General features: G+C 40.5%; 26 protein-coding genes, 1 tRNA gene and 1 pseudogene. 5 read left to right on the plus strand and 23 right to left on the minus strand.

The features are described 5' to 3' along the window. The 14 genes and pseudogenes from GMD1S_RS04255 to GMD1S_RS04320 form a co-directional block, all read right to left on the minus strand. Window positions 1-395 (minus strand): annotated as a pseudogene (locus GMD1S_RS04255) (hypothetical protein); the annotation flags it as partial. A gap of 62 nt (window positions 396-457) precedes the next feature. Beyond that, window positions 458-1,033, minus strand: coding sequence for a DUF6572 domain-containing protein (locus GMD1S_RS04260; protein WP_000165997.1), 576 nt, complete (start codon window positions 1,031-1,033; stop codon window positions 458-460). Window positions 1,034-1,074: 41 nt separating this feature from the next. After that, a complete protein-coding gene (locus tag GMD1S_RS04265) occupies window positions 1,075-1,629 on the minus strand; it encodes an NAD glycohydrolase inhibitor (RefSeq protein ID WP_000708259.1) in 555 nt (184 codons plus the stop codon). Continuing rightward, window positions 1,630-1,791, minus strand: coding sequence for a hypothetical protein (locus tag GMD1S_RS12230; protein ID WP_001142077.1), 162 nt, complete (start codon window positions 1,789-1,791; stop codon window positions 1,630-1,632). It lies immediately after the preceding gene. A gap of 89 nt (window positions 1,792-1,880) precedes the next feature. Continuing rightward, the gene (locus GMD1S_RS04270; RefSeq protein WP_000443989.1) at window positions 1,881-2,540 is read right to left on the minus strand and encodes a DUF6572 domain-containing protein; all 660 of its coding nucleotides are present in this window, start codon (window positions 2,538-2,540) and stop codon (window positions 1,881-1,883) included. A gap of 76 nt (window positions 2,541-2,616) precedes the next feature. Beyond that, window positions 2,617-3,048, minus strand: coding sequence for a hypothetical protein (locus GMD1S_RS04275; RefSeq protein WP_008278436.1), 432 nt, complete (start codon window positions 3,046-3,048; stop codon window positions 2,617-2,619). A 727-nt stretch (window positions 3,049-3,775) separates the two neighbouring features. Beyond that, window positions 3,776-4,198: a hypothetical protein gene (locus GMD1S_RS04285; RefSeq protein ID WP_000805164.1), complete on the minus strand. Its 423-nt coding sequence runs from the start codon at window positions 4,196-4,198 to the stop codon at window positions 3,776-3,778. 12 nt (window positions 4,199-4,210) lie between these two features. Then, complete coding sequence (locus GMD1S_RS04290; RefSeq protein WP_000805166.1) at window positions 4,211-4,633, minus strand: hypothetical protein; 423 nt, start codon at window positions 4,631-4,633, stop codon at window positions 4,211-4,213. Window positions 4,634-4,845: 212 nt separating this feature from the next. Next, a tRNA-Arg gene (locus GMD1S_RS04295) sits at window positions 4,846-4,917 on the minus strand. A gap of 42 nt (window positions 4,918-4,959) precedes the next feature. Then, the gene (gene rplS, locus GMD1S_RS04300) at window positions 4,960-5,307 is read right to left on the minus strand and encodes a 50S ribosomal protein L19 (RefSeq protein ID WP_001068669.1); all 348 of its coding nucleotides are present in this window, start codon (window positions 5,305-5,307) and stop codon (window positions 4,960-4,962) included. Window positions 5,308-5,425: 118 nt separating this feature from the next. After that, the gene (gene crcB, locus GMD1S_RS04305; protein ID WP_000237393.1) at window positions 5,426-5,755 is read right to left on the minus strand and encodes a fluoride efflux transporter CrcB; all 330 of its coding nucleotides are present in this window, start codon (window positions 5,753-5,755) and stop codon (window positions 5,426-5,428) included. Then, the gene (crcB, locus tag GMD1S_RS04310) at window positions 5,749-6,123 is read right to left on the minus strand and encodes a fluoride efflux transporter CrcB (protein ID WP_000712101.1); all 375 of its coding nucleotides are present in this window, start codon (window positions 6,121-6,123) and stop codon (window positions 5,749-5,751) included. Before crcB (GMD1S_RS04310) ends, crcB (GMD1S_RS04305) begins: the two co-directional genes overlap by 7 nt. Next, window positions 6,120-6,386 (minus strand): chorismate mutase, encoded by a 267-nt coding sequence (locus GMD1S_RS04315; protein WP_000362350.1) that lies wholly within the window; start codon window positions 6,384-6,386, stop codon window positions 6,120-6,122. The genes crcB (GMD1S_RS04310) and GMD1S_RS04315 overlap by 4 nt, the downstream gene beginning before the upstream one ends. A 116-nt stretch (window positions 6,387-6,502) precedes the next feature. Beyond that, a complete protein-coding gene (locus GMD1S_RS04320) occupies window positions 6,503-6,946 on the minus strand; it encodes a flavodoxin (RefSeq protein ID WP_001162125.1) in 444 nt (147 codons plus the stop codon). Window positions 6,947-7,049: 103 nt separating this feature from the next. Between GMD1S_RS04320 and GMD1S_RS04325 the strand changes: the two genes are divergently transcribed. The 3 genes from GMD1S_RS04325 (at window position 7,050) to GMD1S_RS04335 (ending at window position 9,377) form a co-directional block, all read left to right on the plus strand. Further along, window positions 7,050-7,994, plus strand: a complete 945-nt coding sequence (locus tag GMD1S_RS04325) for a DHH family phosphoesterase (RefSeq protein WP_000401790.1) — start codon at window positions 7,050-7,052, stop codon at window positions 7,992-7,994. 107 nt (window positions 7,995-8,101) lie between these two features. Further along, complete coding sequence (locus GMD1S_RS04330) at window positions 8,102-8,971, plus strand: DUF5336 domain-containing protein (protein ID WP_000414498.1); 870 nt, start codon at window positions 8,102-8,104, stop codon at window positions 8,969-8,971. 163 nt (window positions 8,972-9,134) lie between these two features. Further along, window positions 9,135-9,377, plus strand: coding sequence for a type B 50S ribosomal protein L31 (locus GMD1S_RS04335; RefSeq protein WP_000710762.1), 243 nt, complete (start codon window positions 9,135-9,137; stop codon window positions 9,375-9,377). Between the two features lie 117 nt (window positions 9,378-9,494). Here GMD1S_RS04335 and GMD1S_RS04340 read toward each other — a convergent pair whose 3' ends face one another. The 7 genes from GMD1S_RS04340 to GMD1S_RS04370 all read right to left on the minus strand — a co-directional run bounded on the left by GMD1S_RS04340 (window position 9,495) and on the right by GMD1S_RS04370 (window position 18,647). Beyond that, window positions 9,495-10,829: an Nramp family divalent metal transporter gene (locus GMD1S_RS04340; protein WP_000100513.1), complete on the minus strand. Its 1,335-nt coding sequence runs from the start codon at window positions 10,827-10,829 to the stop codon at window positions 9,495-9,497. A 217-nt stretch (window positions 10,830-11,046) separates the two neighbouring features. Further along, complete coding sequence (gene carB, locus GMD1S_RS04345; RefSeq protein WP_001126419.1) at window positions 11,047-14,223, minus strand: carbamoyl-phosphate synthase large subunit; 3,177 nt, start codon at window positions 14,221-14,223, stop codon at window positions 11,047-11,049. 447 nt (window positions 14,224-14,670) lie between these two features. Next, complete coding sequence (locus GMD1S_RS04350; protein WP_000166850.1) at window positions 14,671-15,750, minus strand: carbamoyl phosphate synthase small subunit; 1,080 nt, start codon at window positions 15,748-15,750, stop codon at window positions 14,671-14,673. A gap of 49 nt (window positions 15,751-15,799) precedes the next feature. Then, entirely contained in the window at window positions 15,800-16,723 is a 924-nt protein-coding gene (locus tag GMD1S_RS04355) for an aspartate carbamoyltransferase catalytic subunit (protein ID WP_001293851.1), read from the minus strand. Window positions 16,724-16,741: 18 nt separating this feature from the next. Beyond that, the gene (gene pyrR, locus GMD1S_RS04360; protein WP_000850018.1) at window positions 16,742-17,263 is read right to left on the minus strand and encodes a bifunctional pyr operon transcriptional regulator/uracil phosphoribosyltransferase PyrR; all 522 of its coding nucleotides are present in this window, start codon (window positions 17,261-17,263) and stop codon (window positions 16,742-16,744) included. Window positions 17,264-17,474: 211 nt separating this feature from the next. After that, window positions 17,475-18,104 (minus strand): endonuclease III, encoded by a 630-nt coding sequence (gene nth / locus GMD1S_RS04365; RefSeq protein WP_000244426.1) that lies wholly within the window; start codon window positions 18,102-18,104, stop codon window positions 17,475-17,477. Beyond that, on the minus strand, window positions 18,105-18,647 hold the full coding sequence (locus GMD1S_RS04370; RefSeq protein WP_000773195.1) for a YceD family protein: 543 nt from the start codon (window positions 18,645-18,647) through the stop codon (window positions 18,105-18,107). A gap of 168 nt (window positions 18,648-18,815) precedes the next feature. Between GMD1S_RS04370 and GMD1S_RS04375 the strand changes: the two genes are divergently transcribed. Together GMD1S_RS04375 and GMD1S_RS04380 are read left to right on the plus strand one after the other, a co-directional pair. Beyond that, entirely contained in the window at window positions 18,816-19,145 is a 330-nt protein-coding gene (locus tag GMD1S_RS04375; protein WP_000389547.1) for a hypothetical protein, read from the plus strand. 339 nt (window positions 19,146-19,484) lie between these two features. Further along, the gene (locus tag GMD1S_RS04380; protein ID WP_008278601.1) at window positions 19,485-21,044 is read left to right on the plus strand and encodes an ATP-binding cassette domain-containing protein; all 1,560 of its coding nucleotides are present in this window, start codon (window positions 19,485-19,487) and stop codon (window positions 21,042-21,044) included. A gap of 45 nt (window positions 21,045-21,089) precedes the next feature. Here GMD1S_RS04380 and htpX read toward each other — a convergent pair whose 3' ends face one another. Beyond that, a complete protein-coding gene (htpX, locus tag GMD1S_RS04385) occupies window positions 21,090-21,989 on the minus strand; it encodes a zinc metalloprotease HtpX (protein WP_000895754.1) in 900 nt (299 codons plus the stop codon). A gap of 1 nt (window position 21,990) precedes the next feature. Beyond that, on the minus strand, window positions 21,991-22,120 hold a 130-nt coding region (locus tag GMD1S_RS04390), incomplete at its 5' end, for a LemA family protein (RefSeq protein ID WP_008278603.1).

Below are 22,120 nucleotides of genomic sequence, written 5' to 3' on the forward strand. Positions count from 1 at the left end.
ATTTCTTCATCATATAAAGGAGTTACCTCCGACCCATAATTTAACTTCCCATTAGAGTAAGTAACAGGAACTGTTTCTTTATTATCCCCAATTTTTATTGTATAGTCACCCTTAATGTCAGATTGGCTAGTATCTAAGAATACTTTATAATCCTTTACTACGTTTCCACTCTCTATATAAATACTATTTTTGTAAAGCTTTAATCCATTAAACTCCTTCTTGTCTTGCTCTAAAAATTTAAATATAGGTTCAAACGTTTTTTCAAATTCGTACTGTTCCTTTGTTCTGTTTTTGGGAATGGTCTCACCACCCAAACTACATCCAGTCAGTGTATAAAGAGTCAGGACCATTAACATCACACTAACAACCCAAAATAAGCGTTTATTTTCCTTCATCTCTTTCTCCTAAACATTCTATGCCTATTATAACATAAAAAAGAGCGTTTCCGCTCCCTTTATCACTCAGGTAATTCTACCTTCAAAATCATATCCGTTGGTTGTAATACCTTCTGAACAGCTGCGAGAAAGGCTAGTCCATTATCCGATGGAGAATATTGGAAGGTGATATGGATGACTTTTTTATCAAAGCTATCGCCATATCGATCCACATACTGCTTACTTTCGAGGAAGTAGATATAGTTGTTGAGTTTTTCTTGCAGTTTCAACAAATGTTCTTCTTCAGTATCTGGAAGCCAAAGATTGCCATCTATTAATAAAAGTTCCAAGTCTGTGTCACTCGTTCCGATTGCATCAATTTCTGAAACATCTAACTGAATAAGAGATTCTTTTATCCAAAATGTCGTTTTTATCAAACGATAAAGTCGATCTATTGCATCACTTTCATTTTTAAATTCGTCTCTTATCCAGATATCTTGGCGCTCATTAACCTCATATACTTTATATTGACTAGATTTCTCATCGTAATAGTATCCCAAAGTAAATTGACCTCCATATCGCTCATCAAGCGCAATATGAAATATCCCCATCTTATCTCTATGTTGATTAATGAAATTTACCAGTTCTTGTTTTGTCATTTAAAATTCCTCCACAACTCTCACATTCAATATGGCGTTTGCTATAGCTCCACTACCTTAGGTGGATTGTAGTATTTTTCCTTGAATTCCTTAAGAATCTTCTCTACCTTTTCTTCATCACACTGTCTGTATAACGGACTACGGTCTAATACATTACATAGTCTTTCATAGGTATAAGTACGTTTCTGTTCATCTGATAATTTTGAAATACTTTCTATAATATTTCTTACCAACTCATCTGTTTCAATAACAAAGGGAAGGCTTGTATATCTTCTTAAACGACTGCCTTGCATAGAAATATAATCAGTTACCTTATCTAATTTGACTAGGTCAACCGATAAACTAAAATCTTTCAAGATATCAAAGGTTCTGCGCGCTATATCCCTGTCACCTTCTGCATACAGAGGGAATAAGCAATATTCCATCAATACACTAATATCTGTACTATCCACTTCATAAGAATCCCGTTCTCGTATACGATATTTTGCATCTGTGCCTAAAAAGGCTTCTTCCTCTTTTCCTTCTCTCATCACATTACGATAAAAATTAATAAAAGATTGATAATCTTTAGGCTCTGGTAATTCATATATTTTCATTTAGTTACTCCATTGATTAATTCTAAAAATTCCTTCAATTTGCTCAATTTTATTAGTGCCTGGTTCATAGACGCGTGGATTTTTGATTTCATAATAGCCTTGACGTTCAATCGCAGATAGAAAATCATCGTAAGAATGCCCCTTTGTGTCAATCGTTGGCATAAGTAGTTCGCTATTTAGAAATGCTAAATAATCTTTTTATAAATATAGTCTCATTATACCACAAAAAGAGAGCGTTTCCGCTCCCTTTTTTACTCTGGCAATTCTACCTTCAAGATCATATCCGTCGGTTGCAATACCTGCTGAACAGCTGCGAGGAAGGCTAAGCCATTATCAGATGGAGAATACTGGAATGTGATATGGATGACTTTTTTGTCAAATTGATCACCATATCGCTCCACATACTGCTTACTTTCGAGGAAGTGAATGTAATTATTCATTTTTTCTTGCAGAATTTCCAGATGGACTGCTTCTATCTCTTCCTCCCAGCCAACTGGATCAACTAGAAGAAGTTCCAAATGATTATCAACTATACCAATTGCATCAAGTTCGCTAGGTTCCAGTTCTGAAACAATGGCTTGAGTGACAATTTGTTTAAATTCCTCTGCTGTAAAAAGACGACGAGTATTTCCTGGGTTTTTTAAAATAAAAGAAGGATGATTTTCGATGAAGAGCTTACCAGACTCATCTTGTGTATACTGCTTTTTAGATTTCCAAAAACCATAATCTGCATAATTCATCAACTCTTTACCAGTATGTTCTCCCGACATATAACTATCTGCAGCTTCTTTGGGGATTTCTTGAACTACTTCTGGCATGGTAATATTAAAAGTTGGATAACGCAAGAAATACTTATCACCATCTTGACAAATTTCCAACATATCTTTTTGACTTACATAAATTGATTCCATTCTTATCTCCTTTGTCTTTTACCAAATGTCTATATTTATTCCCTATTTTGAGGCTGTTTATATGAAGTCATCCTCTTTACCATAAAGGCCAGCGCCCCGTTTCAGCATAAATCATGACTTCGTATGCTCCCCTAGAAGATTCAAATGCTCTATCCATCAGTTCTTTAGTAATAGGATAGCGAACTTCTGGCCCCATGGCTCCTCCAACTTCTTTAAAGAAGCTAATTTCGTAATAACCATCTGTCTCATATACAATAAATCCATTGCCTCTATGTACAATCGTATCCGATTGATTACAATCTTCTAACTCATCTGCTTTAGGCCAACGATGATGTTCACAATAAAACATTACTTCTAAAGAATCTTTTTCTGATTTTGAAACACGTTCTGCTAATTCCTGGCTAATGGGAAAGTTAAGCACTTCTTTCCCTCTACTCCACAGAATCTCATAATCCTTATTGTTTTTTAATACCGTACAATTTTTGTATTGCAGCATTTCTATTGTCATATACATCGACTTTCTTTACTTTTTTAATTCTTCTCTATCATAGGCAAAAAAGATCTAGTTGGTGCGAGCATTTCTTATCAAGCTCCCCATGATCTTCTTTCGCTTGTGCAAATTATTGGCTAAACACAAATAGACAATAAACAAAAGCATCGAGTGGAAAAATAATGGCAAAAAACTAGGATATAACAGGAATACGACTAAAGATACTAACAAACTAATAAAGCTACCACGAATTACGGAAGAAACAACAGCTCCACTTTTCTTTACTACTTCTAGGAATTCTAAGTACTCCAAATCTGTAAATAGAGCCGGATACAAATCCAAATCTTTCTTAAAATAGACATCCAGCAATTTCCCGAAAAGTAAGGAAAGACAAGAGAATAAAACCAAATAAAGATACTTGTGAGCAGATATACTAAAGATTGTTAATCCATTCAGAAATCTGATAAAAGGAAGAAATAGCAATACCAGAGAAAGAATAACGTACTGTTGACTCTTAGAAGTTCTTTCTGGAATCGAAAAAAACAATTTCTTTGTCTTTAAGTCATAGTAAACTAATTTGTTCTTAAACTCTCCTAGATGAACTAGTCCAGTATAATGTTTATTCTTTTCTATCATTTCCACTCCCTTTCTAACCATAATCAAATGATATAAGCTTTTTCATAGCTTCAGTGAACTGGATTAGAGCTCTCTAATATCTGGAATTCAGTTTCATTATATATCTCTTTTACTTGAGTAGCGATACATAATCATCTGGAAGTTTGCCTCTCCAGTCAATCCACATTTGCACAGCAATTGGAATTAATCTTTCAAGCTCTTCCTGAGTAAATAACTCTCTAGTTTCAGGTAAATCAATTAATGATGTCGGACTCTCTTCTATAAATCGTTTCTCACTAGCTTTCTTTTCTTCTTCCGTCGGTGGCCAACAATCGTTTTGAACCTTCCAAGATATTTCAAGTAGAGTCCGTTCTCCACTCTCTAGTAAGGTAAATAATTCTTGTGGTAATTCATAGACAACTAACCAAGAAGCTACGGTTCCCTCTTCTGAAACTAAATAATACTTGTTATCATTTCTCCAGATGGATTTTCCGTAACCTTTTACTTCTTCGAATTGGATAACATCTTCCCATTGTAGTTTTGTTGGTTTCATTTTATACCTTCCTTACTTAAGTGGTGATACATAATCATCTGGAAATTTGCCTTCAGATTCGATCCAAATCGTCTCTGCAATAGGCATTAACTCTTTTAATTCTTCTTGTGTAAAAAGTAATTGATTTTTCGGATTAGCTATCAGTATCTTTGGTCGTTCTTTGGCTCTTCCTCTTTTTATTTTATTGATTTCTTCTTCCATCGGTGGCCAACGATCGTGCTTAATCTTCCAAGATATTTCGAGTAGCGATCTCTCTCCACTTTCTAATAAGGCAAACAGCTCATTTGGTAATTTATAAACTACACGCTGAGGGGCAATTCCTCCCTCCTCATCAACATAATAAAGATGATTACCATCTCTCCAGATATGCTGACCGTAACCTTTTACCTCTTCAAATTGGATAACATCTTCCCATTGTAGTTTTGTTGGTTTCATTTGTATTTTCCCTTTTCTTATAACCCTTTCAGACTAAACTAGTAGAGCACTCATAATCTTTTTTATTTGGTATTCCAACATGATAGAACTACCTTAAAAATCAATGTTAACGTTTCCCATTATTATACCATACAAGCGCTTGATATGAGGGGTTTGCTAGTTAAAAACTAACAAAAAAACACTAGCTATCCAGTGTTTTGTTTCTAGTTTACTGCCCCCTGCAGGAATCGAACCTGCAACTACTCCTTAGGAGGGAGTTGTTATATCCATTGAACTAAGGGAGCTAGAGAAAAACCCTGCTGGGTGAGCAGAGTTTTTTAGTCGAATTAACGACGGATTTCTTTGATACGAGCTGCTTTACCTTGAAGAGCACGCAAGTAGTACAATTTCGCACGACGTACTTTACCGTAACGAACAACTTCGATCTTTTCAACACGTGGAGTGTGGATTGGGAAGATACGCTCAACACCTACACCGTTAGAGATTTTACGAACTGTGTAGTTTTCTGAGATGCCTGCACCTTTACGTGCAATAACAACACCTTCAAAAATCTGGATACGTTCACGGTTACCTTCGACAACTTTCGCGTGTACACGAACAGTGTCACCAGGACGGAATGATGGGATATCTGTACGAAGTTGACCTTCAGTCAAGCTTTGGATTAATGGATTCATTTTATTCTCCTATCTTTGTCAATCTTGAGGAACCTTCCTCAGCGGATAAACTGTATTTTTGTGCGTCCATTACACACAAGATACAGTTTACCAAATTTCCACCTAAAAGTAAAGAAATTTATAGCAGAATTCCTAAAAAAATCGCTAGAAAACCGCCTATATAAGTTAAGAGAAAATAGCTATAAAATACCTTCTTGTCACTGATTAGTCTTTGTAGCTCGTCATTCAAGGTTGAAAAGGTCGTTAACCCTCCACAAAAACCTGTCGCTAGGATGGCATAGATTTCCTTGGACTCCACATGATTGTAGAGTAGGCCGATCAAAAAACAACCTAAAAGATTGGCTATAAGCGTTCCGAGGGGCAATTTAGAAGCTTGATTATAGCGGGAAAAGAAATACCGCACCAGGGCTCCGAACCCGCAGGCGATTGCAAGATAAACGATTACCATTTCTTCCTCCCTAGAACATAAGCCAAGAGTAGACCTCCTCCAATACTCAAAAGCAGATAGATGATTAAGCTAAGATAACGCCCGGTATCAAGCAGTTTTACTGCATCAAGCATTAGGCTAGAAAAGGTTGTCAGGCCACCGCAAAAACCCGTCCCCAGCGCCAAAATTAAGCCTTTACTAGTTCCCTTATGGGCCAGATAGCCTTTTACCAGATAGACCAGGCAGAATATTCCCAGATAGTTGACAAGGAGGGTACCCCAAGGAAAGTCGGGACTGGCTGGTAACCAAGTAGAAACCAGGTAGCGGACAAGGCCTCCCAACATAGCAGCCAGAAAAATCCCGAGCGGATAAAATTGTTCTTTTTTCATTTGATGTTTTGATCCTGATAATCACGCGAACGTTTGAGAATGTCTGAAAAAGTCGCAACAATGGTCTCCTGGTAGCGCTTATCTTCTACTCGATTTTTGACCTTTTCAAAAATGATTTCTTCTCGCTTGGAATCTAAAATAGGTTTTCCTGAGGCTTTCTTATAGGCAACTACTCCCTCAACCAAATGCATCCGTTCTTCTAGGAGCTTGACGATTTGGTCGTCGATTTGATCAATTTCTTGCCGAATACTAGCTAAATCCATAGTGTCTCCTCCTTTATTTGAATTATTGTATCAAAAAGCCACCAAATAGGCTAGTAAAATCCCAAAAAACTAATAAAAAAACGCACTGACTTCTTCCAGTCAGCGCAGTTTGATTCTTATCCTACTTTTGCAGCCAATTCTTCTGCGAATTGTTCCAAACGTTCGATGTCTTCTTCTTCGGCAGAGAGGTCCACTTTAACACACTCTGAACCTTTTTCAGCTCCTGTCGCTACAAATACACGATCAAAGTCATCAACAGCCTTACAGAATTCGTCGTAGAAGGTATCTCCTGAACCGACCACTCCGTAGATTTTGCCATTCAAGTTGAGATCAGCTAGGTCTTCGTAGAAGTCCATCATCTCATCTGGCAATTCTCCATCTCCGTAAGTGTAAGTCGCAACAATTGCGATATCCGCTTCCAAGAAGTCTGAAGCGTCAACAGTCGTACATTCATCAACATCGACATCCAAGCCCAAGTCACGCAATTTATCTGCTACAATATCTGCAATTTCTTCGGTATTACCGGTCATACTGGCAAATACAATTTTTGCTAATGCCATATCGTCCTCCTCAATTTATCTTTCTCCATTATATCATATCTTTTTCATTTTAAAAATAAAAATTCTTGTGCTACAATGAAATGAGAAAGAATTGAGGTTACTTATGGAAATTTGCCAGCAAATTTTAGAGAAAATCAAAGAATACGATACCATTATCATTCATCGTCATATGAAACCAGATCCAGATGCCTTAGGGAGTCAGGTAGGTTTAAAAGCTCTTCTCACACACCATTTTCCAGAAAAGACCATCAAAGCAGTCGGTTATAACGAACCAACTCTAACCTGGATGGCGGAAATGGATACTGTCCAAGACAATGACTACCAAGGAGCTCTTGCTATTATTTGTGATACAGCGAATCGCCCTCGTATCGATGATAAACGCTACGAACAAGCTAATTTCACCATCAAAATCGATCACCATCCAAATGATGACATCTATGGTGACCTATCTTGGGTGGATACAAGTTCAAGCAGCGCCAGTGAGATGATTGCATTATTTGCTCAAGAAAATCAGCTAACTTTGTCTAGTGAAGCGGCACGACTTCTCTATGCAGGAATTGTCGGGGACACAGGGCGTTTTCTCTACCCTTCAACCAGTGCCCGTACCTTTAGAATAGCTGGCCAGCTCCGAGAAATTGATTTTGACTTTGCTGGACTGTCTCGTCAAATGGATACCATGAGCTTCAAGATTGCAAAACTGCAAGGGTATGTCTATGATCATTTAGAAGTTGATGAGAATGGAGCTGCACGCGTTCTACTTACTCAAGACACCTTGGAAAAATATAAGGTTACGGATGCTGAAACAGCTGCAATTGTCGGAGCACCTGGCCGAATTGATACTGTTAAGGCTTGGGCTATCTTTGTTGAACAAGCTGATGGTCACTTCCGTGTGCGTATGCGCAGTAAAATCACTCCTATCAATGAGATTGCCAAACGACACGACGGAGGAGGGCATCCATTAGCCAGTGGCGCCAATTCCTATAGTCTAGAAGAAAACGAACAAATATACAAAGAACTAAAAGAGGCCCTACAGATGCACCAAGGCTAAGAAAGAATTTTCTTGGCCTTTTATATGCTAGTTTCTTAAAATATACGGTTTCTTTGTACCTCAGTTTATGGTATAATAAATCAAACTGAATAAAAGGAGACATAATAATGGAAAAAAATCGTTTGTATATTCTCATTTCTGCTGGAGTAGCAATCCTTGGTTCACTCTTGCCATGGGCTAGTTTAAATGCAGGTTCTTTTGGGTCCTATAGTGTGAATGGTTACCAAGGTGATGGGTGGTTTGTCATTATCGCGGCTATTGTGTCTATTGTTCTTGCGTGCTTGAATAACATGAATAAAGCAATGCCTAAAGGGTTCTCAATTGGTGTCATTGTTGCGGGTGCAATTGCAACTCTCGTTACACTAAATAGTCTCTTTAATGTAAATAAATACATGTCTAACTTTGGTGGATATGGCATTTCAATCGGCTTTGGTTTGATTTTGGCTATTCTTGCTAGCATTGCACTAGTTGTAACTGGTCTCTTGGCAATGTCAGGTGGTAAAATTACAAAAGAATCATTTACTGAATTAGCTGAGTCTGGTAAAGATTTTGCTCAAACTGTCGGACGTGTAACAAGCTCTACCGTTAAAACTGCAGTCGAAGAAATCAAAAAAGAATCCCAAGAACGTAAAAAAGAAGAAACTACAGCTGATAAAACAGAGACAGCTAAAGAGGAAACCGAGCAAAAAGAAGAATCTAAGGAACCAGCTAATGTGGAAGCTGAATCAGCAGCAGAAAATGCAGAACCAGTAAAAGAAGAAACTACTGAATCTGAATCTGAAACAAAAACAGAAGCTGAGCCAGTAGCCGAACCAACTGAAACAGAGGCTGAAGCTGAAACTGTAACAGAATCAACAGAAACAGAACCTACTGAAACTGAAAAAGAGGCTAAATCAGCAGAAGAAAACGCAGAACCAGTAAAAGAAACAGAAGTAAAAAATCAACAAGAAGAAAAAGCTCCAAATCAAGAGAACTAATCATTCTTCTACCCTCACTCCAGTAAACACTGGAGTGATTTTTTATCAAGATTTTTAATAAAATCAGGGAAAAGACTTGCCAAACTTATCAGAATCTGATAGACTAGTATAGTAACAATCTATGGCTCGCAAAGAGACCATGGCAGAAAGGAAATATTGCAAAATGAAAAAAGATATCCATCCAGAATATCGCCCAGTTGTCTTCATGGACACAACTACTGGTTACAAATTCCTTAGCGGTTCAACAAAACGCTCTAACGAAACTGTTGAGTTCGAAGGCGAAACTTACCCATTGATCCGTGTGGAAATTTCATCAGACTCACACCCATTCTACACTGGACGTCAAAAGTTCACTCAAGCAGATGGACGCGTGGATCGTTTCAACAAAAAATACGGTCTCAAATAATGATAAAAAAGAACAGTTACCACTGTTCTTTTTTTGTACTTCTTTTTATGAACCAATCACTACTACTTTCTATGTTGTCAACCTTCACGCTGACACTATAATTGATTTCAAACGAGGTTAAAAAATATCAAAAAGAAGCTTGATATTGAGAATGGTCAAGATGATTGAAACTGCGTAACCTAGGATGGTGTTCCACTTGGCATTAGTGAATTCTCCCATCAGTGACTTCTTAGAGGTCAGATAGATTAAGGGGAAGATTGAAAACGGAAGAGCGATTGACAGAAATACCTGTGAATAGACCAATAACTGATCCAAGGTTTTTTCTTGATGTCCAAACAAAACGGCAACAATAATCACAGGGAGTAAGGCAAAAATCCGTGTACCGATACGGATAATCCACTGAGGTAATTTCAGATGCAAGAAACCTTCCATGACAATCTGTCCTGTCAAAGTACCTGTAATGGTCGAATTTTGACCACTTGCTAAGAGGGCTAGGGCAAATAAAGTTGACAGAGTTGAACTAGCTATCGCTCCTGCTATCTTCGAATCCTGTAAAGCATTGTACATTTGAGAAAAAGCTGAAATTTCAGATGCATGACCAAAAAAGAGAGATGCCCCTAAAATGAGAAGCAAGGAATTGACAATAAAGGCTAGGGACAACTGAAGATTTGAATCCCAGGTCATAAAACGCACGGCTTTTCGAACATCCTTCTTATCTTTGTGATTGATTTTCCTTGTTTGGGATAGGGATGAATGAAGATAGAGATTATGGGGCATGACTGTCGCCCCCACAATTCCTAAAGCCAAGGTCAATTGGCTTTCATGACCTGGTAATGGTGTTTCAAATAATGTTGGAGTCGGTAAATAACCACCAAAAATACCCTGAATACTTGGATTGGATAAAGCCACCAGATAGGTAAAGATGGCTAATATGGTTAAAATAAGGGTCGTAACAATGGCTTCAATCTTTTTGAAGCCAAATTTCATCAACAACAACAAAAGAAATACGTCTAAAACGGTTAAGAGGATAGCGACCATAATTGGTATTTTAAATAAAAGATTTAAGGCAATCGCTGAGCCTAGAACCTCAGCTAAGTCGGTCGCCATTAAAGCTAATTCTAAAATCACCCATAAACTATAACGAAGCCACTTGGGAGCATGATGTGCAGTTGCCTGTGCTAGGTCCATCCTAGTTACGATACCGAGCTTTCCAGCCATCTGTTGTAGTTGCATGGCAATGATGGATGAAATCAAAATAACAAATAAGAGACTATATTTGTAGGAGGCACCACCAACCACACTGGTAATCCAGTTTCCAGGATCCATATAACCAACTGCTACAAGGGCTCCAGGTCCTAAGAATGCTTTTAGATTTTGCCAAAAATGATTGTTATTGGGAGTTTCAATAGATTGATTGATCTCAGAAAGAGAGACTTTTTTGTAAGAAGACATCGGAATTTTACACTTTCTAATCTGTCTTTACCTATTTTCTTAATGGAGTTTTTGAAAATATCATGAAAATAGTTTCCTATTTCCAATTCTTCCTTATTATATCACATTTTAGAATGATTCCTAAGAAAACAAATGATAGTTGAAATAAACAATATCAGTATTGTAAAAGCCAGCGTTTTCTGACGCTGGCTTTAAAACTGTGAAAATTCTGTCTCAACTAGATCGCTTCTGTGACAAAACTACGGCTTTCTAGCACCTTGAGCATGGCATTAGCTGTATCTAGGGCTGTAAAGAGTGGCACACCGTGTTCAATGGCTGAACGACGGATTTGCTCACCATCTTCGTCAGCAGTTCGTTTGGTTCCAACAGTATTGATGATCGCTTGGATTTTCCCTTTGCGGACAAAGCTTGGGATATCCTGTTCATCGTCACCAATCTTACCAACAGGTTGGGCTTGAAGTCCATGACTGGCAAAGAAGGCTGCTGTCCCTTCTGTCGCAAGGATACCATAACCGATATTTTGGAAACGACGAGCCAAGTCCAAGGCTTCATCTTTGGCATCATCAGCAATGGTAAAGACAACATTTCCAAAGGTTGGCAAGTGCAGGTAAGAAGCTTCAAAAGCCTTATAGAGAGCTTTTTCAAGAGTAGTATCAGAACCCATGACTTCCCCTGTTGACTTCATTTCAGGACCGAGCAAGCTATCTACCTTTGCTAGTTTCGTAAAGGAGAAGACTGGTGCCTTGATATGGACGCGAGCACTTTCAGGATAAAGTCCATCTTGGTAGCCCAGTTCTTCAAGACTTTGACCAAGAATGAGCTTAGTAGCTACCTGAGCCATAGGAATATTGGTTACCTTAGAAAGGAATGGAACCGTACGGCTGGCACGTGGATTGACCTCAATAACATAGACTTTCTCATCCTTGATGACAAACTGAATGTTCATCATCCCAAGACAGTTAAGACCTATTGCTAGACGTTTGGTATAGTCTGCGATGGTTTCCTGCACCTTTTGCGACAAGGTTTGTGGTGGATAAACGGCCATTGAGTCACCTGAGTGGACACCGGCACGTTCGATGTGCTCCATGATACCAGGGATGAGGACATTTTCTCCGTCTGAGATGGCATCAACTTCACACTCTTGCCCAACGATGTAAGAGTCAACAAGAACTGGGTGGTCTGGACTAGCCTTAACAGCTGTACGCATGTAAGAACGAAGATCTTCCTCATTTTCTACGATTTCCATGGCACGTCCACCTAAGACATAAGATGGGCGAACGAGGACTGGGAAGCCAATTTTGCGAGCAGCAAGCACCGCTTCTTCTTCATTAGTTGCTGTTTGGCCAGGTGGCTGTGGAATATCCAAATCTTTAAGCGCTTGTTCAAAGAGGTCACGGTCTTCGGCACGGTCTAGGTCAGCAACCTGTGTACCAAGGATGGTCACACCTGCTTTTGCCAATGGCTCTGCAAGGTTGATAGCTGTTTGACCACCAAACTGAACGATGACGCCTTTTGGTTGCTCAAGATCAATGACATTCATGACATCTTCGAATGTCAATGGTTCAAAGTAGAGCTTATCAGACACAGAGAAGTCCGTAGAAACGGTCTCTGGGTTTGAGTTCATGATAATAGCTTCATAACCAGCAGCCTGGATAGCCTTAACTGAGTGAACAGTTGCGTAGTCAAACTCAACCCCTTGTCCGATACGGATTGGACCTGAACCTAGGACTAGGACAGATTCCTTATCAGACTTGATAGACTCATTTTCCCAGCCATAGGTTGAATAGAAATATGGTGTTTCAGAGTCAAACTCCGCCGCACAAGTATCGACCATCTTGTAGACTGGGACAATCTTGTTTTCCAAGCGAAGTTGACGAACTTGGTCAGCTGTTGTTTTCCATAGTTCAGCAATCTTACGATCTGAGAAGCCATTTAGTTTAGCTGTTTTCAAAACGTCTAGATCTTGTGGATGAGCACCCAATTCTTGCTCAATTTCAAAGATATGCAAGAGTTTATCCAGATAGAAGATATCAATCTTGGTCAATTCAGCAATTTCTTCTGGTGTGTAACCACGGCGAATAGCTTCTGATACGTAGAAGAGACGGTCATCTTGAGCCTTGACAACCTTTTCAATCAAAGCATCATCTGAAACCGCTGCAAGTTCAGGCATTTCATTGTGGTGAACGCCAATTTCAAGGGAGCGACAGGCCTTAAGGAGAGATTCTTCGATGTTTCGACCGATAGCCATGACTTCTCCGGTGGCCTTCATCTGTGTCCCAAGACGGCGCTCACCTTTTTCAAACTTGTCAAATGGGAAACGTGGAATCTTAGCAACCACGTAGTCAAGGGCTGGTTCAAACATGGCATAGGTTGAACCCGTGACTGGGTTAATAACCTCATCCAAGGTCAAACCGACGGCAATCTTAGCAGCCAATTTAGCAATTGGGTAACCAGTTGCCTTAGAAGCAAGGGCTGACGAACGCGATACACGAGGGTTTACTTCGATGACATAGTACTTGAAGCTGTGGGGATCAAGGGCCAGCTGAACGTTACACCCACCTTCAATCTTGAGGGCGCGAATAATGCTCAAGCTCGCGTCACGTAGCATTTGGTTTTCATAGTCAGACATGGTTTGCGCAGGGGCGAATACGATGGAATCCCCTGTGTGAATCCCCACTGGGTCAAAGTTTTCCATGTTACAAACAACGAGGGCATTGTCAGCTGAATCGCGCATGACTTCGTACTCGATTTCCTTGAAACCTGCGATTGAACGTTCAATCAAACATTGGGTAACAGGTGACAATTTCAACCCATTTTCAGCGATTTCACGTAGTTCTTCCTCGTTGGCACACATACCACCACCAGTACCACCTAGGGTAAAGGCTGGACGAACGATGACTGGGTAGCCAATTGTCGCTGCAAAGGCAACTGCTTCTTCTACTGTGTTGACAATTTCAGATTCTGGAATTGGTTGTTCAAGCTCTTCCATCAATTGTTTAAAGAGGTCACGGTCCTCTGCTTGGTCGATGGCAGACAATTTAGTACCCAGAAGTTCTACTCCAAGCTCATCTAGAATTCCATTTTTAGACAATTCCATGGCCATATTGAGCCCTGTTTGGCCTCCAAGAGTTGGAAGCAAGGCATCTGGACGTTCCTTACGGAGAATACGTGTCACAAACTCGAGTGTGATCGGTTCGATGTAGACCTTGTCCGCAATCTCCTTGTCCGTCATGATGGTGGCAGGGTTTGAGTTCACCAAGACAACTTCATAACCTTCCTCTTTCAAAGACAAGCAGGCCTGGGTCCCCGCGTAGTCAAACTCAGCAGCCTGACCAATAATAATTGGACCAGAACCAATCACCATAATTTTTTGAATATCAGTACGTTTAGGCATAGTTTATGATACAAAGCCCGTAAAGAACACAGTGAAAATAGGAAACTCGGTGCAGACGCCTTTAGCGTCAAGACGATGTTTATCTTTTTCACACAGTTCTTAGGGCGTGTTCACTTCCGCGAACAATGTATCTTCTCCTTTCTATTCGGCAACTCTCTGGTTGCCATTAAATAAATTCTCCGACGATTTTTTAGAGAAACGATATTTTTCGATAAAAAATCTAGTGCAGGGAGTTTTTAGTTCGCCTGATAGCGACTAAAAGAAACGACCTGCCTTTCTATTCGTCGCCTCACAGAGCGACATTAAATAAGATACAAAGGACGAATAGAAAGCGACTGAATTTTAGGGAACCAAGGAAGGATTGACAATCCAAGTTGGTTTCTCTAAATTCCGAGCTTTCCGTCCGTGTTCAGTTACATAAATTCTCCGACGAGCTTTTGCTCGTTCTTAGTTTACTTGTTTAAAAGCTTCCATCATCTCGATAAATTCGTCAAAGAGGTAGCTAGCGTCGTGTGGGCCGGGAGCTGCATCTGGGTGGAATTGAACAGAGAAACCTGGTTGGTATCTGTGGCGAACTCCTTCAACTGACTTGTCATTGATTTCTTCGTGGGTAATGATCAAATGCTCTGGCAAGTCCTCACGGCTAACTGCATAACCGTGGTTTTGGCTGGTAAAGTCTACGCGTCCTGTTGCAATTTCACGTACCGCGTGGTTAAATCCACGGTGACCAAATTTCATCTTGTAGGTCTTCGCCCCGTTTGCCATGGCAAATAGTTGGTGTCCCATACAAATACCGAAAATTGGAATTTTCCCTTGCACACCACGAATCATGTCTAGTGCTTCTGGAACATCTTCTGGGTTACCTGGACCATTTGACAACATAACTCCATCAGGATTTAGGTGGAGAATTTCTTCCGCTGTTGTTGAATAAGGAACAACCGTAACGTTACAGTTACGCTTAGAAAGTTCACGTAAGATTGAGTGCTTGAGACCAAAGTCTACTAAGACCACACTCAAACCAACTCCTGGAGCTGGATAGGAAGTTTTAGTAGAAACCTGTTTGATATTGTCTGTTGGCAAGACTGTTGCTTGGAGCTGGTCCGTCACATGGTCCATACTGTCCCCGACGTGAGTCAAGGTTGCACGCATCGTACCATGCTTACGGATAATCTTAGTAAGGGCACGCGTATCAATCCCTGAAATACCTGGAATTTTCTTGGCTTTCAAAAATTCATCCAAGGTCATTTGGTTGCGCCAGTTGCTAGCTCGACGCGCCTCTTCAAAAACGACAACTCCCTTACAAGTTGGAATGATGGATTCATAATCATCACGGTTAATGCCATAATTTCCTACCAAAGGATAAGTAAAGGTCAAGATTTGTCCATTATAAGACTGGTCTGTAATGGATTCTTGGTAGCCGGTCATCCCTGTATTAAAGACGATTTCGCCTGTTACATCAATATCTGCTCCGAAGGCCTTGCCTTCAAAAACTGTACCATCTTCTAATACTAGAAGTCTTTTTGTCATATTTTCACCTCTCGTGGACGCTCACTGGCGTCTTTTAACGTCTTGTGTTTTAGTTGGCGTTTCTACTCGCCAATACGGATTCTAAGATTGCCATTCGAACAAAGACACCATTGGTCATTTGTTGGACAATGCGTGATTTTGGCGCTTCAACCAAGTGGTCAGCAATTTCCACATCTCGATTCACTGGAGCAGGATGCATAATGATTGCTGTTTCTTTTAAGCGATTATAGCGTTCTTGGTTCAAGCCGTGTTGAGCATGGTAGTCTTCTTTTGAAAAAACAGCTCCACTTTCATGGCGTTCATGTTGAACGCGGAGTAACATCAAAACATCCACCTGATCAACAATCTCATCAATAGTTACAAACTGTCCATAGTCCGCAAACTCTTGACTTCTCCATTCCTCAGGTCCTGCAAAGTACAGTTCAGCTCCCAAGCGTTTCAAAATTTGCATATTGGATTTGGCAACGCGTGAGTGGTCCAAGTCGCCTGCAATAGCAACCTTGAGACCCTCAAAGTGGCCAAATTCCTCATAAATAGTCATCAAATCAAGCAAGCTCTGGCTAGGATGTTGTCCCGAGCCATCACCACCATTAATAATAGAAGTTGTAATCGACGGACTCGCAATCAACTCTCTGTAATAGTCGACCTCTGGGTGGCGAATCACACAGACATCCACTCCTAGAGCAGATAGGGTCAAGATAGTGTCATACAGTGTCTCACCCTTATTAACCGAACTAGTCTTCACATCAAAGTCCAGTCGCTCCAAGCCTAGCTTAATCTCTGCCACTTCAAAGGACTTATGTGTCCGTGTAGAATCCTCAAAGAAAAGATTCGATACGATAAGTTTGTTCTCGTAGGGAAGTTGGGCTCCGTTTTTAAACTCGATCCCTCGTTTAATCAATTTCATCACTTGATCAACTGTGAGGTCTTCCATGGAAACCACATGGTTCAATGCTTGTTGATTTTCTGACATGGCTACTCCTTCAGCTTTCTAAGCTTCTTCAGTAATCAGAACTCTGTCTTGGCCATCAAGTTCTGTCATCTCTACGATGATTTCTTCAGAACGACTGGTTGGGATATTTTTCCCAACGTAATCTGGACGGATAGGCAATTCTCTATGTCCACGGTCAACTAGCACCGCAAGACTCACGCGCGCAGGACGACCATGGCCGACAATGTTATCAATAGCAGCACGGATAGTACGGCCTGTATAGAGTACATCATCCACCAAGATAACCTCACGGTCAGTCACATCAACAGAAATCAAAGAAGTATCTTCTCCGCTTTTAACATCATCACGGAAAGGTTTGGTGTCCAATTCCACAACAGGAACTGTGATGTTTTCCAACTGCTCCAAGCGTTCTTTGATACGATGAGCGATGAAAACACCACGCGTTTTTATCCCTGCTAGGATAATCTTATTCAAATCTTTATTGCGCTCGATAATCTCATAAGTAATTCGCGTAATCGCTCGTTTGACAGTCAATTCGTCTACAACTTCTTTTGTCTTCATGACAAACCTCCAAAAAGAAAAGTCTCCTTCTACAAGGAGACTTGAAATGTATGGCCAAGCGAGCCCAACTATAAACAGTATAGACTTCACCCTTCTACTTTATCGCGCTCCTTGCCTGCCTCACGGGACAGGTTTAAAGGATTATTTAGTTATCATTTACTATAGCATAAAGCACCCTTAAAATCAAGCAAAAACTTTTTTCAGTGTCCTCTTAAACATTGCTAAAATCATACAGTTGGGGATAGTGATCGCATTCTGGATTTTTGGGATGACAGATAGCTCGTCCAAAGTAAATCATGGCCTGGTGAGCTGCTAACCATTCTTCTGGTGGCAAGACATCCATAACACGTTTTTCTACTTCAAGTGGCGTAGCTGATTTTTTAACGATATCATGATGCTTGCAGATACGCTCCACATGAGTATCCACTGCAAAAGCAGGAATCCCAAACCCCACACTCATGACGACATTTGCTGTTTTACGACCAACACCAGCTAGACTTTCTAATTCCTCTCGAGTCTGAGGCACTTGACCATCAAAATCCTCTAGTAACTGTTGGGCACATTTTTTAAGGAATTTAGCCTTATTTCGATACAGTCCCAGGCGAGAAATGTGTGAAGCAATTTCACTCTCTGTCGCTACAGACATGGCTTGTGGCGTTGGAAAAGCAGCAAAGAGACCTGGTGTGGCCTTGTTTACCGCTGCATCTGTGGTCTGGGCTGACAACATGACCGCAACCAAGAGTTCAAAATGATTGCAAAAATCAAGACTAGGCTTAGCATCTGGAAAGAGGGCAATAATTTCCTCTATGACATGACGGGCACGTTTCTTGGATAAAACCATCTACTCGTCTCCATCAAACAGTCCTTGCAAGCCAGCAAATGGACTGTTTTCTTCTTTCTTGACTGCTTGTTGGGCTTGGTATTCATCTTCAGTCATGATTTGCCAGTCATTTCCTGACACAAAACCTTGGCCCGCCTCTTCTTCTGCCGTCAAGACTTTGATAGGGATATTGAGCAAGATATTATCTGCTACGCTCTCAGCAAGGTCGATTTCCCCATTTTCGATAGGCAAGACCAAGTCATCATCAAGAACTTCCTGGTCCAGTTGGTTGGTCGCTCCTTCCATGAAAACCTCTGTCACTGGATAAGACTCAGCCAACTCAACTGGCTCCATACTGCGGCTGGAAGCAAGGACAATGGTATATGACAACTGATAGTCTAAGAAATACAGACGGTCTTCGTACTGTACCTTCCCCACTGCAAGGATATCTTTGACATCTAAAATCTCTTGATTTCGTTTACACAATTCTGCTGCCAGGTCTAAAGCTTGTTCAAAATGCAGGCCTTCAGGTTGCTTACGAATTTCTTGAATATTTAACTTCATATTTCCTCCATAAAGATGTACTCACTTGATTATACCATGAAAAGGCTATAAGTCAGCCTCCCAAACTTTGAGATTAAAATCTCATTTTTTAACATATTTACTATGACATATTTTCTGATTAGTGCTATACTATAGGCAAGAATACATCAGAGCAAGGAGGATGCTCATATGGAAGACAAAGCACTCATCACCGAAGCTTATCAACTCCTTTCCGAGTTAAATAAAAGCTACCAAAGCTGCAAACAAGAAACAGCCGATGATCTTCGACTACAAGAGCTGCTGAACACCACTCTTAAGGAACTAAAAAAAGCAGAAAAGCTGGACAACAGTATCTTAATCAACCTTGAGAAATTTTACCAACGTACTAGTCTGCTGATTGGACTAGGGAGCCTAAAACTAAACGATCAAGCTCGTACTGCTTGGCGCAAATATGACAAGTTCCACTATGAACATGTCAAACACGTACTGACTCTCTATGGACCTGTTTTCGGATTTTAGAGCTTGAAATTACTTGTTTTCTATTGACAAAATTTCCTGAAAGGTATAGGATAGAGATACTAATACTCGGAGGTAAGGGAGACATGAACAACTAATCTATCAAATAAAGAACTTTATTTAGTAGATCTTGTTTTTGTCTCTTTTTGTGTGCTCTTTTATGCTCTTTTTCTGGCATTTTATACTCAATGAAAATCAAAGAGCAAACTAGGAAGCTAGCCGCAAGCTGTACTTGAGTACGGTAAGGCGACGCTGACGTGGTTTGAATTTGATTTTTGAAGAGTATTAATAGAGTTTTGGACAGTGACTTTGGCTCTACTAGATAAAGTAGAGCTTTTTGTTATGCACTATCGACATTCTAGAAAGGGCAACAATATGATAAAAATCAATCATCTAACTATCACGCAAAACAAAGATCTACGAGATCTTGTATTTGACCTAAGCATGACCATCCAAGACGGGGAAAAGGTTGCTATTATTGGTGAAGAAGGAAATGGTAAATCGACTTTACTACGGGCTTTAATGGGAGAAGCATTATCTGATTTTACTATCAGGGGCGACATCCAGTCTGACCTTCAATCACTGGCCTACATTCCTCAAAAGTTACCTGAGGAGCTAAAAAATAGGACTCTACACGATTACTTCTTTTTAGATTCCGCTGATTTAGACTACAGTATTCTCTATCGCTTGGCGGAGGAATTGCATTTTGATAGCGATCGTTTTGCTAGCGATCAAGAAATTGGGAGCCTCTCAGGGGGCGAAGCTTTGAAAATTCAGCTCATTCACGAGTTAGCAAAACCTTTTGAGATTCTATTTTTAGATGAACCTTCAAATGACCTTGACCTTGAGACGGTTGATTGGCTAAAAAGGCAGATTCGAAAGATTAGTCAAACTGTTATTTTCATTTCCCATGATGAAGACTTTCTTTCTCATACGGCAGATACTATTGTCCACTTGCGGCTGGTCAAGCATCGGAAAGAAGCGGAAACGCTAGTCGAGCATTTAGACTATGATCGCTATAGTGAGCAGAGAAAGGCTAATTTTGCCAGACAAAGTCAGCAAGCTGCTAACGACCAGAGAGCCTATGACAAAACCATGGAAAAACATCGCCGAGTTAAGCAAAATGTAGAAACTGCACTTCGAGCTACCAAAGACAGTACTGCCGGTCGCCTATTGGCTAAAAAGATGAAAACTGTTCTCTCTCAAGAAAAACGTTTTGAAAAGGAAGCTCAGTCCATGACCCAAAAACCACTTGAAGAGGAACAAATCCAACTTTTCTTTTCAGACATCCAACCATTACCGGCTTCTAAAGTCTTAGTCCAACTGGAAAAAGAAAATTTGTCCATTGGCGAGCGCATTTTAGCTCAAGAGTTACGACTAACGGTCCGTGGCCAAGATAAAATCGGTATCATCGGGCCAAATGGTGCTGGAAAATCAACTCTGTTAGCCAAGTTGCAGCAACTACTAAGCGCCAAAAGAGAGATTTCACTTGGTTTTATGCCACAAGATTACCATAAAAAACTACAATTGGATTTATCTCCAGTAGCCTATCTCAGCCAAACTGGGGAAAAAGAGGAACTACAGAAAATCCAATCTCACCTAGCCAGTCTCAATTTCAGCTATCCAGAGATGCACCACCAAATCCGCTCCCTATCTGGCGGGCAACAAGGTAAACTCCTACTTTTGGATTTAGTGTTGCGCAAACCAAACTTTCTCCTTCTGGATGAGCCTACCCGAAATTTCTCACCAACTTCCCAACCCGAGATCAGAAAACTATTTGCCTCTTATCCTGGCGGTCTGATCACTGTTTCACATGATCGACGTTTCTTAAAAGAGGTCTGTACGAGTATCTATCGTTTGACAGAAAATGGTTTGGAAGTCGTCGATTTACAAGATTTATAATTTTTGAACATAGCAAAAATCCAGAGAAATCTCTCTGGATTTTTTTTACATGTGTTTCAAGCGTTCGATTCGTTCTGAGATAGGTGGGTGGGTATAAAAGAGTTTTTGAAGCCCGCCACCTTTCTTAGGATCATTGATATAAAGAGCGCTGCTGGCATCGTCAACATGGTGATGCATCGGCTCGCTATTGTCCAACTTGCGCAAGGCATTGATCATCCCTTGAGGATTGCGGGTCAGCTCCACACTGGATGCATCCGCTAGAAATTCCCTCTGACGGGAAATGGCAAGCTGCACCAAGGTTGCTGCGAGAGGTGCTAGAACAATGGCTAAGAGAGAGATAATAAGCATGATAATCTCCAAACCATTTCCATCGCGATCATTATCACTCCGTCTGCGACCTGCCCCACCCCACCACATCATCCGTCCTGCCATACTAGACAGAAGGGTAATGGCACTTGCAAGGGCAACAGCAATGGTCGAAATGCGGATATCGTAGTTTCGGATATGACTGACTTCATGCCCCATAACAGCTTCTAGCTCCTCACGATTCATGATAGCTAAGAGACCCGACGTTGCTGCTACTGCGGCATTCTGCGGATTCGAACCTGTTGCAAAGGCATTTAAAGAAGAATCCTCAATGATGAAAACACGCGGCATAGGAATCTGGGCCACCATGGCCATATCTTCTACTACATGGTAGAGGTCTGGTGCCGTTTGCTCATCAACCTCACGCGCCCCATTCATAGACATGACAATCTCTGTCGATTGAAAGATCATGGTCAGAGCGTAGATAAGACCGATGATCAAGGCAATAATCATGCCACCAAGACCTGAGCGCATGAAGAGATAGCCAACCGCATAACCAACCAAGGCCAAGAGTAGGAAGAAAACCAGCAACAAAATCCAGGTTTTTCGTTTATTGCTCGCAATTTGATCAAACAACATCTTAGTCACCTAAACCGCTAAAGTCAACTTTAGGAACTGCCTTTTCCTCTTCAGGCGTTTGAAGGAAGTCTGCAGCTTTAAAGCCAAATAGTCCTGCGATGATGTTGCTTGGGAAACTTTCAAGTTTTACA

The organism is Streptococcus sp. GMD1S (assembly GCF_000296875.1).
Classification (GTDB): Bacteria; Bacillota; Bacilli; order Lactobacillales; family Streptococcaceae; genus Streptococcus.